Annotated in this window: 13 protein-coding genes and 1 tRNA gene; 6 read left to right on the forward strand and 8 right to left on the reverse strand. The window is 68.7% G+C overall.

The window, feature by feature from the left end; genetic code table 11:
* Window positions 1–975, reverse strand: coding sequence for a Bug family tripartite tricarboxylate transporter substrate binding protein (locus ACMGEZ_RS06415; protein ID WP_436821773.1), 975 nt, complete (start codon window positions 973–975; stop codon window positions 1–3).
* A gap of 217 nt (window positions 976–1,192) precedes the next feature.
* Between ACMGEZ_RS06415 and ACMGEZ_RS06420 the strand changes: the two genes are divergently transcribed.
* Window positions 1,193–1,999 (forward strand): substrate-binding domain-containing protein, encoded by an 807-nt coding sequence (locus tag ACMGEZ_RS06420; RefSeq protein ID WP_436821425.1) that lies wholly within the window; start codon window positions 1,193–1,195, stop codon window positions 1,997–1,999.
* A gap of 3 nt (window positions 2,000–2,002) precedes the next feature.
* Here ACMGEZ_RS06420 and ACMGEZ_RS06425 read toward each other — a convergent pair whose 3' ends face one another.
* Both ACMGEZ_RS06425 and ACMGEZ_RS06430 read right to left on the reverse strand, forming a co-directional pair.
* Entirely contained in the window at window positions 2,003–2,650 is a 648-nt protein-coding gene (locus ACMGEZ_RS06425) for an RES family NAD+ phosphorylase (RefSeq protein ID WP_436821426.1), read from the reverse strand.
* Window positions 2,647–3,324 carry a hypothetical protein gene (locus ACMGEZ_RS06430; RefSeq protein WP_436821427.1) on the reverse strand — a complete coding sequence of 226 codons (678 nt, stop codon included), beginning with the start codon at window positions 3,322–3,324 and terminating at the stop codon, window positions 2,647–2,649. The genes ACMGEZ_RS06425 and ACMGEZ_RS06430 overlap by 4 nt, the downstream gene beginning before the upstream one ends.
* 164 nt (window positions 3,325–3,488) lie before the next feature.
* Between ACMGEZ_RS06430 and ACMGEZ_RS06435 the strand changes: the two genes are divergently transcribed.
* A complete protein-coding gene (locus ACMGEZ_RS06435; protein WP_436821428.1) occupies window positions 3,489–4,250 on the forward strand; it encodes a transporter substrate-binding domain-containing protein in 762 nt (253 codons plus the stop codon).
* Here ACMGEZ_RS06435 and ACMGEZ_RS06440 read toward each other — a convergent pair.
* From ACMGEZ_RS06440 to alaS, 3 genes are all read right to left on the reverse strand, one after another.
* Window positions 4,241–5,494, reverse strand: a complete 1,254-nt coding sequence (locus ACMGEZ_RS06440; protein ID WP_436821429.1) for a D-amino acid dehydrogenase — start codon at window positions 5,492–5,494, stop codon at window positions 4,241–4,243. The two genes, ACMGEZ_RS06435 and ACMGEZ_RS06440, sit on opposite strands and share 10 nt — an antisense overlap.
* 36 nt (window positions 5,495–5,530) lie before the next feature.
* The gene (locus tag ACMGEZ_RS06445; RefSeq protein ID WP_436821430.1) at window positions 5,531–6,550 is read right to left on the reverse strand and encodes a 2-dehydropantoate 2-reductase; all 1,020 of its coding nucleotides are present in this window, start codon (window positions 6,548–6,550) and stop codon (window positions 5,531–5,533) included.
* Window positions 6,551–6,655: 105 nt separating this feature from the next.
* Window positions 6,656–9,280 (reverse strand): alanine--tRNA ligase, encoded by a 2,625-nt coding sequence (gene alaS / locus ACMGEZ_RS06450; protein WP_436821431.1) that lies wholly within the window; start codon window positions 9,278–9,280, stop codon window positions 6,656–6,658.
* Window positions 9,281–9,453: 173 nt separating this feature from the next.
* Here alaS and ACMGEZ_RS06455 point away from each other — a divergent pair, with 173 nt between their 5' ends.
* Window positions 9,454–9,825: a DUF2784 domain-containing protein gene (locus tag ACMGEZ_RS06455; RefSeq protein WP_436821432.1), complete on the forward strand. Its 372-nt coding sequence runs from the start codon at window positions 9,454–9,456 to the stop codon at window positions 9,823–9,825.
* Entirely contained in the window at window positions 9,785–10,678 is an 894-nt protein-coding gene (locus ACMGEZ_RS06460; protein ID WP_436821433.1) for a response regulator, read from the forward strand. The genes ACMGEZ_RS06455 and ACMGEZ_RS06460 overlap by 41 nt, the downstream gene beginning before the upstream one ends.
* A gap of 46 nt (window positions 10,679–10,724) precedes the next feature.
* On the opposite strand, the gene oxlT is transcribed toward ACMGEZ_RS06460, so the two are convergent.
* Window positions 10,725–12,068, reverse strand: a complete 1,344-nt coding sequence (oxlT, locus tag ACMGEZ_RS06465) for an oxalate/formate MFS antiporter (RefSeq protein WP_436821434.1) — start codon at window positions 12,066–12,068, stop codon at window positions 10,725–10,727.
* Window positions 12,069–12,289: 221 nt separating this feature from the next.
* Between oxlT and ACMGEZ_RS06470 the strand changes: the two genes are divergently transcribed.
* Window positions 12,290–14,119, forward strand: coding sequence for a histidine kinase (locus ACMGEZ_RS06470; RefSeq protein ID WP_436821435.1), 1,830 nt, complete (start codon window positions 12,290–12,292; stop codon window positions 14,117–14,119).
* A gap of 14 nt (window positions 14,120–14,133) precedes the next feature.
* A tRNA-Gly gene (locus ACMGEZ_RS06475) sits at window positions 14,134–14,207 on the forward strand.
* A gap of 31 nt (window positions 14,208–14,238) precedes the next feature.
* On the opposite strand, the gene ACMGEZ_RS06480 is transcribed toward ACMGEZ_RS06475, so the two are convergent.
* Complete coding sequence (locus tag ACMGEZ_RS06480) at window positions 14,239–15,963, reverse strand: bifunctional protein-serine/threonine kinase/phosphatase (protein WP_436821774.1); 1,725 nt, start codon at window positions 15,961–15,963, stop codon at window positions 14,239–14,241.
* Between the last annotated feature and the right edge of the window lie 17 nt (window positions 15,964–15,980).

Consider the following 15,980-nt stretch of genomic DNA (forward strand, 5'->3'; position numbering starts at 1 on the left):
TCAATCGGCTTGGATGCCGAGCTCCTTGATGATCTTGCCGAAGCGCTCGAAATCGGCGGCATTGGTCTTGCCCAGCACCTCCGGCGGGCCGCCGAGCGGCAAGGCGCCCAGAACCGCCATCTTCGACACCACGTCGGGCATCTTGAGGATCTCGTTCATGTGGCCGTTGAGCGTCTTCACGACCTCGGGCGGCATGCCCTTGGGGCCGAACAGGCCGTGCCAGGCCGTCACCTCGACGTTCCTGTAACCCAGCTCCGCGAAGGTGGGCACGCTGGGCGCGAGCGGCGAACGGGCGCGGTCGGCGACCGCGAGCGGCAGCATCTTGCCGCCGGCCAGGTGCGGCGCGATCGGGCCGTAGGTGATGTAGGTCAGCGGCACGTGGCCGCCCAGCACGTCGTTGACCGCCGGCGCCACGCCCTTGTAGGGCACGTGGCCGAGGCTCATGCCAGCGGCCTTGTTGACCATCTCGCCAAGGATATGCATTGGCGAGCCGCTGCCCGGGCTGGCGTAGGAGAGCGACTGGCCCTTGGCCTGCACGTCCTTGAGGCTCTTGAAGCCGGAGCCCGAACCCGCCACCAGGAACAGCGGCAGCGTGCCCGTCTCCACGATGGGCGTGAAGCCGTTGAGCACGTCGTAGCCGGAGCCGCCGCCAGTCTTCAGCACCAGCTGAGCGATCGAGAAGGTGCTGGGTGCCAGCAGCAGCGTGTAGCCATCGGCCGGGGCCTTGGCGACGAAGCTGCTGCCGATCACGCCGCTGGCGCCGGGCCGGTTGTCCACCACCACCGGCTGCCCGACGCGCGTGGCCAGCTTCTCGGCGAAAAGGCGCGCGAGCGCGTCGGTGTCGCCGCCGGCCGGGTAGGCCACCACGATGGTGATCGGCTTGGCCGGATAGCCTTGCGCCCAGGTCGGGGCGGCAGCGCCGGCGGCGGCAATGGAAACGGCCAGTGCGAGCGCCTGGCGACGGGTGGGCTTCATCATCGTGGTGTCGATCCGTGGACTGGGTAGGAGGGCTTGCTTTGTTCCATTAGTAAAACATTGATTTATTAATGAAACGCACAGGCGAAGAATAATCCCGAAGTGCTCAGGCTGTCTAGGCATAAACCCTTTGCCGGCCGCGTTTACCCTGCCCCGCGTGAACGCGAACTGACAGCTTGGCTTTTTAGGATGGGCCGGATTACTTCCGGAGAACACCATGACTTTTCCCAGGCTCACGCGTCGCGCCGCCTTGCTGCTGGCCGCATTCACCCTCACCGGCTGCGCAGGCACCCAGGCCGTCGCACCCGCCGGCACCGAGATCCGTGTGATGACTTCCGGCGGCTTCACGGCCGCCTACAACGAGCTCACGCCCGCGTACGAGAAGGCCACCGGCCACAAGGTGCAGACGGCCTACGGCGCCTCGATGGGCGCGGCCAGCGACTCGATCCCGAGCCGCCTGGCCCGCGGCGAGCCGGTCGACATCGTGATCCTGGCGCGCCCTGCCCTCGATGCCCTGGTGGCGCAGGGCAAGGTGGTGCCGGGCAGCCAGGTCGACCTGGTGCGCTCGTCGATCGGCTTTGCGGTGCGCAGCGGCACGCCCAAGCCCGACATCGGCACGGTCGACGCGCTCAAGCGCACCCTGCTCGCCGCACCCTCGATTGCCTACTCCGCGAGCGCCAGCGGCACCTACTACGAGACCGAGCTGCTCAAGAAGCTCGGCATCGAGGAACAGGTGAAGCCCAAGAGCCGACGGATCCTGAGCGAGCGGGTCGGCTCCGTGGTCGCGCGCGGCGACGCTGCACTCGGGCTGCAGCAGGTCAGCGAGTTGTTGCCGATCCAGGGGATCGACTACATCGGGCCGCTGCCGGCGGAGGTGCAGCGCGTCACCGTGTTCTCGGCCGGCATCTCGAGCACTGCACGGCAGCCCGAGGCGGCGAGGCAGTTGATTCGCTACTTCACCTCGCCGCAGGCGGCGCCGGCGATCATCAAGAGCGGGCTCGAACCGGCAGCGGGCAAGCCCTGAACGTCAGGACGCATCGATGCCGGCGCGCAGCGCCGCGGCCAGAATGGCCTGGCGCAACGCATCATTGCGCGCCAGCGGGCCGCCGATGCGCTTGCCGGAGAGAACGCCCTTCACGCGGTCGCCGAAGAGCAGCATCGCCCTGTCGCGATCGCGCTGGCGCGACATCCACACCAGGCCATCGGCATCCTTGCATTGGTGGTGCAGTGCTTCGGCCCATCGGGCGGTGTCGACGTAGTCGCGTGCCGGGCTGGCGATGAGCTCTTCTTTCGGGATCTTGAGCCGGTGCAGCCCTTCGCTCGTCAGGTCCACGAGCAGGAGTTCGCGGCTCGGCGCGAGCTGGCCATGGCCGCGCTGCGCGAAGTCGTCGAGGGCGACGAACTTGTCGGGCGCGTCGATCGGCACGTCGTGAAAGACCGTCTCGAAGATCGCGCAGTCCAGGGTTGCACCGCCGTAAAGATAGGGCACGACCCGGCCCTTGGCATCGCGAATGGGCGCAAAGCGCGTGGACTTGCACAAGGCGCCGGTGCCATCGACCCCGGGGTTGAAACTGTCGGGCGCGAAGGCCGTGTCATGGATGACGTGAATCGGCGCGCCGGCCGGCCAGCGATCGAAGAGAGGGTCGAGGGGCGGCTTCGGCGCGCGGCAACTCAAGCCGCGCTCCCTTCCGCATCGCGCCGGGCCGCCTCGATCACGGCCTGCGGATTCGATGCCAGCAGATCGACGGGCCGCGCACTGTCGGGCAGCCAGCCGTTGTTCGAGGTGAACCACAGCGCGAGCTTCCAGGGCGCCCGGCGATCGCCGAAGGCTTCCAGCACGGCCTGCACCGCCTTGATCGGCTTGTGGTCCTCGAACTGGAAGGCGGGGTAGACATCGCGCTCGCGGGCGCTCTTGTCGGGATGCGGCACGGCGAATACCTGGCGGCGCTTGCGCCAGTTGTCCACCAATGCACTGCGGCTGCTGGCCTGCGAGCGGTTGGCGTCGGCCAGCTGCTCGGCCGTGAAGTACCCGAACTCGTTCAGCACGCGGGCATGCCGCTTGGCGAGCCGCTGGGCCATCTCCCTGTCGATCTCGCTGGGCTGCACCATCTGCCCCGCCATGAAGTCGACCACGGCCTCGATGCGGCGCTCGCGGGCCTGGGCGGTCTTCTCGAGCAGCGCGCGTTCCAGCATCGGAAACGAGGCGAGCAGCACCTTGGAAATCGCCTCGTCCTTGATCTCCAGCAGGAACTTGCGCGCGCTCGTCTTGCGGGCCGCGCGTGCAGAGGTATAGGGCTCGAGCGATAGCAGGTCGCCCTGCAATTTGGCGGTGAGATCGGCTGTACTCATGGAGGCCTCGTTTGATCCGTTTGATCTGATTCTACAGAACTGCATCAATTGGATCAAATCCGGGGGTCAGGGGACCGCGTCTCGCCCACGATCGCCAACTTACACTGGGCGAGCCGCCGCTGCCAAGCGAACCCCGGCGGGCGGCGCAACCGAAGAAAGCGACGATGAGCACCTCCCTCCCCTCCCCGGTCGTCCGGGCCTTCACGCCCGCCGGCGTGCTGCGCGCCTCCATCAACCTCGGCAACCCGATCCTCGCCAACAAGGACGCCGCGACCGGCGAACCGGTCGGCGTCTCGGTCGACCTTGCGCGCAACTTCGCGCAGCGCCTGGGCGTGCCCATCGAGCTGGTGGTGTTCGAGAAGGCCGCTGCATCGGTCGAAGCGGTGCGCAACGACCAGGCCGACATCGGCTTCTTCGCCATCGATCCGGCACGCAGCGAGGGCCTGCGCTTTACGGCTCCCTATGTGCTGATCGAAGGCAGCTACCTGGTGCCCGCGGGCTCGGCCTTGCAGCGCAACGAGGAGGTGGACCGCGCGGGCATCCGAATCGCAGTCGGTGCCGGCAGCGCGTACGACCTCTTTCTCACGCGCGAGATCGGCAAGGCTCAGCTGGTGCGCGTGCAGGGGGCGCAGGGCGTGTTCGACAGCCTGCGGTCGGGCGAGGTCGAGGTGGCCGCGGGCATCCGCCAGGTGCTCGAGGCCGAAGCCGCGCGCACGCCGGGCCTGCGCCTGCTGCCCGGACGCTTCATGGTGATCCAGCAAGCCATGGGCACGCCGGCCTCGCGCGGCGCAGAAGCGGCCGCGGCGCTGGCGGCCTTCGTGGAAGAAATGAAGGCCAGCGGCTTCGTGGCCGAGGCGCTGGCGCGGCACCGCATCCAGGGCGCGAGCGTGGCGCCGGCGGCTGCATCCATACCTTCTCAGGCGTAGCGCTCGGGGCCCAGGCCTTCCATGTCGATCTCGGGCTGGCGGCCGGCGATCAGGTCGGCCATCACCCGCCCCGTGCCTGCGGCCATGGTCCAGCCCAGCGTGCCGTGGCCGGTCGCCAGCAGCAGCTTGGGAATCGGCGTGGCGCCCAGCAGCGGCGTGCCGTCGGGCGTCATTGGTCGCAGGCCGGTCCAGAACTCCGCTCCCTCGACGCTGCCGCCCTCGGGGAAGAGGTCGGTGACCACATGCTCGAGCGTGTCGCGTCGCCGATCGTTCAGCCGCAGGTCGTAGCCCGAGAGCTGCGCTGTGCCGCCGACGCGGATGCGTTCGCCCAGGCGCGTCACCGCAACCTTGAAGGTCTCGTCCATCACCGTGGACTCGGGCGCCATCGCGGCATCGGTGATCGGCACGGTGATCGAGAAGCCCTTGACCGGGTACACCGGCAAGCGGATGCCCAGCGGCTTCAGAAGGAGCGGCGAATAGCTGCCCAGCGCGACCACGTAGCGGTCGGCATGGAAGGGGCCGCCATCGGTATGGACCGCGGCCACACCCTCGGCATTGCGCGCGATGTCGGTGATGGTCACGCCGAAGCGGAAGCGCACCCCCTCGGCCTCGGCCAGCCGCGCCAGGCCCTGGGTGAACATGAAGCAGTCGCCGGTCTCGTCGTCCGGCAGGCGCAGCCCGCCCACGAACTTGTGTCGTACGGCGGCCAGCGCCGGCTCGTACCGCACGCAGCCGTCGCGGTCGAGCAGCTGGTACGGCACACCGTAGGCCTCGAGGATCTCGATGTCCTTGCCCGTGCCGTCGAGCTGCTTCTGCGTGCGGAACAGCTGCAGCGTGCCCAGCGAGCGCTCGTCGTAGCGGATGCCGGTCTCGGCGCGCAGCTGCCGCAGGCAATCGCGGCTGTACTCGGCCAGCCGCACCATCCGGCTCTTGTTGATCTCGTAGCGTGCCTGGGTGCAGTTGCGCAGCATCGCGATGCCCCAGCGCCACATGGCCGGATCGAGCATGGGCCGGATCACCAGCGGGCTGTGGCGCATCAGCAGCCACTTGACGGCCTTCGCCGGCACGCCGGGCCCGGCCCACGGGGCCGAGTAGCCGGGCGAGACCTCGCCCGCGTTGGCGTAGCTGGTTTCCCGCGCCGGACCGTCCTGCCGCTCGATCACCGTGACTTCGTGGCCGGCCTTGGCAAGGTAGTAGGCCACCGTGGTGCCGATGACGCCGCTGCCGAGGACCAGGACCTGCATGCCGGTGTGCCTTCGTGGTCGGATGGGCTCTGCGCCCTACCCCAGGCCCAGCGCCGACAGCAGTTCCTGCGCCGAGAGCGGCTGCGGCCGTCTGGGCCAGGCTTCGATCAGCTCCACCATCTTCGCGTTCAGCGGCGCGCGGGCGCCGTTGAAGCGCGCGAGCCGCACCACCTCGCCGCACAGTTCGTTGATCTCGGTGCGGCGGCCCAGCGCCAGGTCGTCCGCCATGCTGGAACGCGCCTTGTCGTCGATGCGCAGCATGCGTGCTGCGACCACCTTGAACAACGGATCGGGTAGCCGCAGGATCGTGGGCATGCGGCGCGGCGGCACGGCCGCCAGCTGCGCCGGCTTGATGTGGGCCCACGCGAGCGCTTCCAGCGCCTCGTCCATCAGGGCCGCGAGGCAGCGGCGGTAGCCGCGGTCCATGAGCTGCTGACGCAGCGGCAGGCCGGACAGCGCATTTACCGGATTGTTGAGGTTGAGCAGCAGCTTGCCCCACTGCACCGGCAACATGTTCGCGTGCCGGTCGATCGGCACGCCGGCGCTGTCGAACACGGCCAGCCAGGGCCGCAGCAGCGGGTGGTCCTGCACGGCCAGGCGGCCGGCCGTGCCGCGGTGGAAGGCGCCGAGACCGATCTCCGCCACGTTGTACGGCACCATGCCCGGCAGCACCCGCAGCCCGGGCGCCACCTGCGCCGCGGCCGCAGCGTTCGAGATGCCGTTCTGCAGCGAGACCACCGGCGTGCCCGGCGGGAGCACCTCGCCGAGCTCGGCCGCGGCCTCCGCCGTGCCGCTGCTCTTTACGGTGAGCAGCACCAGGCCGGGCCGCACGCCGGGCGGAATCCGCTCGGCCACGCGCAGGCTGCCCGGCGGCATGTAGCGCTCGCCGCCGTCCAGGTCGCTGACTCGCAGGCCGTGCCGCTCCAGCGCCTCGAGCATGCGGGGACGGCCGATGAAGAGCACCCGCACGCCCTCCGATGCGAGGCTGCCGCCGATGTAGCAGCCGACGGCGCCCGCCCCCATCACCAGGACGTCGACCGGCGGCACCTCAGCCATGGGCGGGGGCGGCCGCCGGCGGCGGCACGAGGAAGTGGAAATCGATCCGGGAAGCCCCTTGCATTCGCGCGACTATGGCACGGACGAGCCCGGCTGGGCAGGGTGTCAGACCCGCTGCGCGACCCAGTCCTGCACCGAGGCGAGCGCCTTCGGAAGGCCGGCCGCGTCGGTGCCGCCGGCCATGGCCAGATCGGCCTTGCCGCCGCCCTTGCCGCCCACCTGCTGCGCCACGAAGTTGACCAACTCGCCGGCCTTGAGCTTGCCCATGCTGTCGGCCGTGACGCCGGCCGCGAGCTGGACCTTGGCGCCGTCTACCGCGGCCAGCACGATGGCGGCGGTCTTGAGCTTGTCCTTGAGCTTGTCCATGGTCTCGCGCAGCGTCCTGGCATCGGCGCCGTCCAGCTTGGCGGCCAGCACCTTGATGCCCTTGACCTCCACCGCCTGCGCCAGCAGCTCGTCACCCTTGGAGGAAGCCAGCTTGCCCTTGAGAGCGCCGACTTCGCGCTCCAGCGCGCGCACCTGCTCCAGCACCTGCACCAGGCGCGGCTGCACCTCGGCCACGGGCGTCTTGAGCGTGGCAGCGACGCTGTTGACCGTGGCCTCGAGCTCCTGCAGATAGGCCAGCGCATTCGCGCCCGTCACCGCCTCGATGCGGCGCACGCCGGCGGCCACGCCGCCCTCGCTCACGATCTTGAAGAGGCCGATGTCGCCGGTGCGCGCCACGTGCGTGCCGCCGCACAGCTCGCGGCTCGTGCCGATGTCGAGCACGCGCACGGTCTCGCCGTACTTCTCGCCGAAGAGCATCACGGCGCCGGTCTTCTGGGCCGACTCCATGTCCATCAACCGCGCCTGCGTCGCCTGGTTGGCCAGGATCTCGGCGTTGACGCGGCGCTCGATCTCGAGGATTTGCGCCGGCGCCACGGGCGCGTTGTGCGCGAAGTCGAAGCGCGTCTTGTCGGCATCGACCAGCGAGCCCTTCTGCTGCACGTGCCCGCCCAGCACCTCGCGCAGGGCCTTGTGCATCAGGTGCGTCACGCTGTGATTGCGCATGGTGGCGGCGCGCAGCGCCGTGTCGACGCGGGCCGTGACCGTGTCGCCGACCTTGAGCGTGCCCTGCGTCTGCGTGCCATGGTGGCCGTAGACATCGGCCTTGATCTTCTGCGTGTCGTCGACGCCGAACTGCACGCCTTCGGCCACCAGCACGCCCTGGTCGCCGACCTGGCCGCCGCTCTCGGCGTAGAAGGGTGTGGTGTCGAGCACCACGATGCCGGGCTGGCCTTCCTTCAGTTCCTGCACCGGCGAGCCCTCGAAGTACAGCGCCAGCACGCGGGCCCGTTCCTCGAGATGCTCGTAGCCTGTGAAGGCGTTGGCCTCGCCCCCGTACTCGACGGCGCGGTCCATCTTGAACTTGCCGGCAGCGCGGCCTGCGGCCTTCTGCTTCTCCATCGCGGCATCGAAGCCGGCGGCATCGACCTCCACGCCGCGCTCGCGGCAGACGTCGGCCGACAGGTCCAGCGGAAAGCCGTAGGTGTCGTGCAGCTTGAAGGCCACCTCGCCCGGCAGCACCTTGGCATCGCCGGCCAGGGCAGCGTCCAGGATCTCCATGCCGTTGGCGAGCGTCTCGAAGAAGCGCTCTTCCTCGGCCTTCAGCGTCTCGGTGATGCGCTGCTCGTCGGCCACCAGCTTCGGGTAGGCCTCGCCCATCAGCGCCACCAGGTCGGGCACCAGCTTGTGGAAGAAGGGCTTCTTCTGGCCCAGCTTGTAGCCATGGCGGATGGCACGGCGCACGATGCGGCGCTGCACGTAGCCGCGGCCCTCGTTGGAGGGAATCACGCCGTCGGCCACGAGGAAGGCGGTGGCGCGGATGTGGTCGGCGATCACGCGCAGGCTCTTGTTGTGCAGGTCCTTCTCGCCGGTCTCGCGCGAGGCGGCCTTGACCAGCCGGTCGAACAGGTCGATCTCGTAGTTGCTGTGCACGTGCTGCAGGATCGCGGCCAGGCGCTCCAGGCCCATGCCGGTGTCGACGCAGGGGGCCGGCAGCGGCCTGACGCTGCCGTCGGGCTGCATGTCGAACTGCATGAACACGTTGTTCCAGATCTCGATATAGCGGTCGCCGTCTTCATCGGGCGAGCCGGGCGGGCCGCCCGCGATGCCGGGGCCGTGGTCGTAGAAGATCTCGGAGCACGGGCCGCAGGGGCCGGTGTCGGCCATCATCCAGAAGTTGTCGGACATGTAGCGTCCGCCCTTGTTGTCGCCGATGCGCACCACGCGCTCGGGCGGCAGGCCGATGACCTTCGTCCAGATGTCGTAGGCCTCGTCGTCTTCCTGGTAGACGGTGGCCCACAGGCGCTCGGCCGGCAGCTTGTAGACCTGCGTCAGCAGCTCGAAGGCCCAGCTCAGCGACTCGCGCTTGAAGTAGTCGCCGAAGCTCCAGTTGCCCAGCATCTCGAAGAAGGTGTGGTGGCGCGCGGTGTAGCCCACGTTCTCCAGGTCGTTGTGCTTGCCGCCGGCACGCAGGCAGGCCTGCACCGAGGCCGCGCGCACGTAGGGGCGCTTGTCGGTGCCGAGGAACACGTCCTTGAACTGCACCATGCCGGAGTTGGTGAACATCAGGGTCGGATCGTTGCCCGGCACCAGCGAGCTCGACGGCACCACGGTGTGACCCTTGGAGGCGAAGAAATCGAGGAAGGACTTGCGGATGTCCGCGACGCTGAAGGTGGGCTGGCTCATCTTGGGATTGGAGTTCTGAGAGAGGCGGCCGGCTGCGGGCAGCTCCTGCATCGAACCCACCTGCCTATTGATCTGCTGAGCCGTCGATTATAGGTTTGGCCCTGCCCCTGCAGCCCCCACGGCCATGCGGGGCGCCTTTGCCGAAAAGCCGTGCCCGTGCGACCCTCGCGCCCATGACTGCAAGCCTGCTCGCAGACGCCGTGCTGCTGCTGCACGGCCTTTTCATCCTCTTCGTCGTGGCCGGCGGCGCGCTGGTGTGGCGCTGGCCGTTGGCGGCGCTGCTGCACCTGCCGGCCGTGGCCTGGGCCGCCTGGATCTCCTGGACCGGCTCGGACTGTCCGCTCACGCCACTGGAGAACTCACTGCGGCACGCAGCCGGCCAGACGGGCTACGAGGGCGGTTTCGTCCAGCACTACCTGCTACGGCTGATCTACCCCGAGGCCATGACGCGCGAGTGGCAGGTCGGCGTGGGCGTTTTCGTCGTGCTGCTGAACCTGGGCATCTATGCCCTGGCGCTTCTGCGGTGGCGCCGGCGCGGTGCCTGAAAGGGCTCCGGTCTCGACCACGACCAGGCTCGCGGTCGAGGCGGGCCAGTCCGAAATCTGCGCACCTCAGCGCACAATCAGCCCTGCCATGAGCGCCACTGCCCAACCGTCGTCCCCCACCCCGCATGCCGCGCCGCGAATCCGCGTGCTGATCGCCGACGACCAGGCACTGATCCGCCGCGGCATGGCCATGCTGCTGGACGCCGCGCCGGACATCGAGGTCGTCGGTCAGGCGGCCGACGGCTTCGAAGCCGTGGAACTGGCCCGCCGCCTGCTGCCCGACGTGGTGCTGATGGACCTGCACATGCCGCGCAAGAGCGGTGTGCTCGCGACGCGCGAAATCTCTGCAGCGTTGCCGCGCACGCGCGTGATGGTGCTGACCACCTTCGACCGCGACGATCTGGTCTTCGACGCGGTGCGTGCCGGCGCACAGGCCTACCTGCTCAAGGACGCTTCGGAAGAGGAGGTGCTGGACACCGTGCGGGCGGTGCATCGCGGCGAGTCACGGCTGACGCCGCAGATCGCGCGCAAGGTGATGGACCAGTTCCGGCTTTTGGCCGATCGCGTCGCGCAGGAGCTGCCGCCCTTGCCCGCGCCGGACGCCCGTGCCGCGAAGCAGGCCTCCGCGTCGGGCCAGTCGTTGGATTCCGATGCGACCAAACCGCTGACTGAACGCGAGGCCGCCGTGCTCGAGCTGATCGCCAAGGGCTACGGCAATCGCCAGATCGCCGCGACGCTCAACCTGGCCGAAGGGACGGCAAAGAACCACGTCAGCCGGATCATGCAAAAGCTTCACGCGAACACCCGCACCGAATTGGCGGTGCTGGTGCTCGCGCGCAAGGGCAAGCCCTGAGACGAACATTCAGGGCCCGTGCCGTGGCACGGGTCCTGAGAACCAGTCAGGCCGAGCGGCCGACGGGCGACAGCCCGGGCATCGCGAGTTCTGCCGCCGGCGCAGGCGACGCGGCGGCGTTGCCGGCCGTATGCCTGGCCAGCATCGGCCGCAGCGCGACGACTGCCAGGAAGGCGGCGAACAGGTCGAGCGCCGCCACGGTATAGAGCACGCTCGACCAGGTGCCGGTGGCCTCCATCATCAGGTTGCCGAGCGGCACGAAGAGCGCGCCGATGCCCTTGGCGCAGTACAGCACGCCGTAGATCTTGCCGATGTGCTTGGTACCGAAGGCGTCACCCGCGAGCGCGGAGAACAGCGAGTACACCTCGCCCCAGGCCAGGAAGACCACGCCCGAAAGGATCAGGAAGGCCCAGGGGTTGTGGCCGAAGTAGCCCAGCGCGATGATGCCGAGGCCTTCGAGGGTGAAGGCGATCACCATCGTCTTCTCGCGGCCGATGTGGTCGGAAATCCAGCCGAACAGCGGGCGCGAGATGCCGTTCATGACGCGGTCGAGCATCAGCGCGAGCGGCAGTGCGGCCATGGTGACGAAGTACAGGTCCACCTTGAAGTCCTTCACCCCCAGGTCCTGTGCGATCACGCCCAGCTGGGCGACGGCCATCATGCCGCCGGTGACGACGCAGGAGAACATCAGGATCATCAGCCAGAAAAGCGGCGTGCGAAGCGCTTCGCCCAGCGTGTAGTCGCGCCGGCTTTGCACGAGCTTGGTCGAGGCACGCACCTCGTCGCCCTTGGGCGCGCGCAGGAACCAGGCCGCGACGAAGGCCAGCGTGCCCTGCAGCAGGCCGAAGAACAGGAAGGCCTGCTGGAAGCCCGAGGATTCGATCATGGCGGCGATCGGCAGGATGGTGGCGGCCGAGCCGGCGCCATAGCCGCCCGCCGTCAGCCCCACCGCCAAGCCGCGGCGATCGGGGAACCACTTGAGCGCGTTGTTGATGCAGGTGGCGTAGATCGAGCCCACGCCGATGCCGCCGACGGCCGCGCCGATGTAGAAGCCCATCAGCGTCGTCGCTTGCGAGTTGATGACCCAGGCCGCCCCGATGAACAGCGCGCCGAAGGCCACGATCAGGCGCGGTCCGAACTTGTCGATGAAATAGCCTTCGATCGGCGCCAGCCAGGTCTGAACAAGCACGAAGATGGTGAAGGCAACCTGGATCGACGCGCGCTCCCAGCCGAACTGCCCCTGGATTTCCGGCACGAACAAGGTCCATGCGTACTGGATGTTGGCGGTGGCGATCATGCAGACGATGCCGACTGTCAGTTGCAGCCAGCGGTTGTCGATCCAGCGCGGCGGCGCCCCGGATACGGTCTGCCTCGGGGAAGTGGTGTGCATTCGCTTCATCTCCATTCAATGTCGTGCCGATCGCGTCGGCACGTTCAGGGTTGGGAATTCATCGCCCCGCCGGGACGGATCGCGATGGGTGCAACTGTTCCCGCGAACGGCCGCCGGCGCGCCTGCCGGAAGTCACACGGTGGGTAGAGACAAACCCGGAGGGCTCAGGGGAAGTCCCCGTGCCGATAGTCATGGCGGTCGTTTGCGAGAATGCGCTGCCAATGAACCTCGCAGCTCGTATCGATCCACGGCGCTCCATGGCCGCCGCGATTGGCTGGCTGCTGATCGCGCTCACCTTGTGCCTGGCACTCGCGGCCAACCTGTGGCTGCGCAGCTTCGTGCGTGCGACGCTGCTCGAGCAGCACGGCCAGCGCCTTGAAGCCGCGGCCGAGCACGTCAATGCCGAACTCGACACCGTGCTGCTGCTGCGCCTGCAGGCGGTCAGCGTGGTGGCGACCATGCTGTCCGAGGACGTGCAGCGCAGCGAAGGCGAACGCCTGAAGCGATCGCTCGAGGCGGTACGCCGCGGCGTGCCGGACCTGATCTGGCTGGCGCTGACGGATGCGGACGGCTTCATCGTCGAGGCGACCGACGAGCAACTGGTCGGCCAGAACGTCAATCAGCACGCGTGGATCTCGCAAGGCCTGGACGGCGCGTGGATCGAGGAAGGTCGCTCCCCGGGCGAACGCTTCCTCAAGCTCACCGCGCCGGTGAGCAACGCCGACGGGGCAATCATCGGCGTCGTCGCTGCGAACCTGAGCTGGAGCTGGGTGGAGAAGATGATGGCCGAGATCCGCGCCTCACCCGGCGAATGGCTGCTGATCGATCGCGACGGCATTGTCCGCCACGGTCCGAGTGCCCTTCTGGGCCAGCGCTGGCGCGACGTCGGCGATCCGGTGAGGCCCTTCGATCCCACCGTCGCAGGCCTTGGCAACGACGGTTCCGACCTGCCCACTCGCATCCAGACACGGCGACTCCTGGACAACCGGCCCTACCTGATCGCGGCCCCGCCCAACGCCCGCGACGGCACGCTGCGCCGGCTCGGCTGGCGCTGCGTCGTCATTCAGCCGGTCGAATCGGTCGCAGACTTCGCGACGGCCATCGAATGGCGCATCACCATCGTGCTGAGCCTGCTGGGCTTGGCCGCCGCCGTCACCGGCATCATCGTGGCGCACCGCCTCACGCGCCGGGTGAGCTTGATCGCCCATTCCGCGGACGCGGTGCTGGCCGGGAGTGCAACGCGCATCGAGGTGCCGCAGGGTGTGGACGAAGCCGCGCGGCTGGGCAGCGCGCTCGACCGATTGCTGGACACGCTGCAGCGCGAACGCGACGAGTTGCGCCGGCTCAATGCCGAGCTGGATGAACGCGTGCAGCAGCGCACCGAGGAGATCAACCGGCTGGCGCAGGAATCGCGCGATGCCGCAGTGGTGCGCGAACGCTTGCGCCTGGCGCGCGGGCTGCACGACACGCTGGCCCATTCCATGATGGCGATGCTCACCGAGATCCGTGTGCTCAAGCGCCTGGCATCCAGCCGGCCCGATGCGCTGCCGGACGAGCTGGTTCGGGCCGAGCGGGCGGCGCGCGATGGGCTGGACGAGGCACGCCGCGCGATCGACCGGTTGCGCAGCAACCCGGTGCGCGACATCGGGCTGGGTGCGGCGCTGGCCGAGTTGGCCAAGAGCCTGAGCGAGCGCTCCGGCATCGAGCTCGACTGCCAGATCGAACCCGCCCTGGCTGCCCTCGCGGCCGAGCCTGCCGAAACCGTGTTCCACATGTGCGAGGAAGTGCTGCGCAACGTCGAACATCACGCGGGCGCGCGGCAACTCACGATCCGCCTGCAGCGCGTTGCGGATGACGATGTGGAGCTGGAGATTGGCGACGACGGCATCGGCTTCGACCCGAGTGCAGGCGCAGCGGGGCACTACGGCCTTGTGGGGCTGCGGGAGCAGGCGGACGCGATCGGCGCCCGGCTGCACATCGACAGCCGGCGCGGCCACGGGACCTGCGTGTCGCTGCGCTGGAGCAACGCGGGCGGCCGGGAGAAGCGCTAGAATCCGCGCCTGCTGCGGGTGTAGTTCAATGGTAGAACGGCAGCTTCCCAAGCTTCATACGAGGGTTCGATTCCCTTCACCCGCTCCACGGCTCCACTACGCCGCATCCCCTACCCTCTTCAGCGTCCCAGCACGCGCAGCCCCAACAGCACGACAACCCCGATGCCCAGCAGCATCGTCGTCCATTGCCAGAACCGCACCGGATGCCGCTCGATGATCGGCGGCGTCCGCTGCCGAAGGAACTCGGGGCCCGGCGCCTTGAGGTCGTGCGCAAACAAGGACACCGCTTCCTGCCTTTTCGCCGGCTGCGGGTGCAGCGCCTTCTGCAGGACGGCATCCACCCAGGCCGGCAACTCCGGCCGGTACTCACGCAGCGGCGCATAGCGGAGCCGGGCCACGTCCCGCGATGACCGCGCGCGCGTGACCTGCAATCCGTAAGGCAAGTGCCCGGTGAGCATCTGGTAGGCCATCACCGCCAGCGAAAACAGGTCCGATCGCGTGCTGCCGCCGTCGCCGACGAAGTATTCGGGCGCCGTGTACTGCAAGGTGCCGGCGATCGCGTGCGCACGGCGCTTCGCTGCGCTGTCGGCCAGCCCCGCGACGTGGGTCGACGCGAGATCGATGATCCGGACCGTGCCGGTGCGATCGATCATGACGTTCTCCGGACGCATGTCCTGGTGCAGCATCTCCCGGCCATGAAGCGCCTGGAGCCCCTTGGCCAACTGCTCGACGATGTTGCGCACCTGGTCGAGCGTGGGATTCGGATGGTCGATCATCCACTGCGCCAACGTCTGGCCGTCGACGTATTCCATCGCCACGTACAGGTGCGTGCGCGCCCTATCGATCGGGCTGGCCTTCAGCACATGGGGGCTGTTGATGCGCCGCGCCACCCATTCCTCGAGCACGAAGCCGTCGAGGTATTCCGTGTCCTCGCGCAGGTCGACCGAAGGAAGCTTCAGCACCACTTGGCGCCCCGTGGCCTCGTCGATCGCGAGGTGCACGTAGCTGCGCGCGCTGATGTGAAGTTCGCGCACCACGACGAAGCCTTCGAAGCGGGCCCGGGGCGCGAGCGGCGGCGGGATCGCCAGGCTTTCGCGTTGCAGCAGCAGTCGAGACGCATCGGCCGGCGGCAGCTCGTCGATGCGCAGGAGCTGGACCGTGCAGTCGTCGTCGCTGCCCCTCGCGCGTGCCGCCGACGCGAGCAGTCGCGCGGCCTCGTCGAAGTCGCCGCCACACCGGCCCAGCGCTTCGTGCACCTGTGCTGCATCGAGGTGGGCGTAGGCGCCGTCGGTTGCCAGCAGGTAGATCTCGCCGGGCTCTGCCTCCCAGCAGCGATAGTCGATCTCCACGTGGGGCCCGGCGCCGAGTGCGCGTCCCAGGTACGACTCGGCCGACGACAGATGAACGCGGTGGTCTTCGGTGAGCTGCTCCAGTGCCTGCGGATGCAGCCGATACACGCGCGCATCGCCGACATGCAGCAGGTGGAGTTCGCGTCCCTTGAGGATCAGCCCGCTGAAGGTGCAGACATAGCCGCTGTCCTTGTCGAAGCGCGCGTCGCTGCGCATGGTCTGCGCGTGGAGCCAGGAGTTGGTGGCCTCCAGCACCCGCTGGGCCGCGCGGCGCACCGACCAGGCCTCGGAGGTGGCGTAGTAGTCCTCGAGGAATCCCCGAACGGCCGCCGCGCTCGCGACCTGGCTGACCCGGCTGGATCCGATGCCGTCGGCGATCGCCACCGCGATGCCCTTCGAGAACTGCAGCGCTCCCGTGGGCAGCATCGCGCCGTGGAAATCCTGGTTGACCGACTGGGGCTTGGCCAGCGAGTGCTGGCCGAGCGTCACGCGCATGGCCTGGCGCACGGCGC

Origin of the sequence: Variovorax stachyos, assembly GCF_051400855.1 — a bacterium.
Lineage (GTDB): Bacteria > Pseudomonadota > Gammaproteobacteria > Burkholderiales > Burkholderiaceae_C > Variovorax.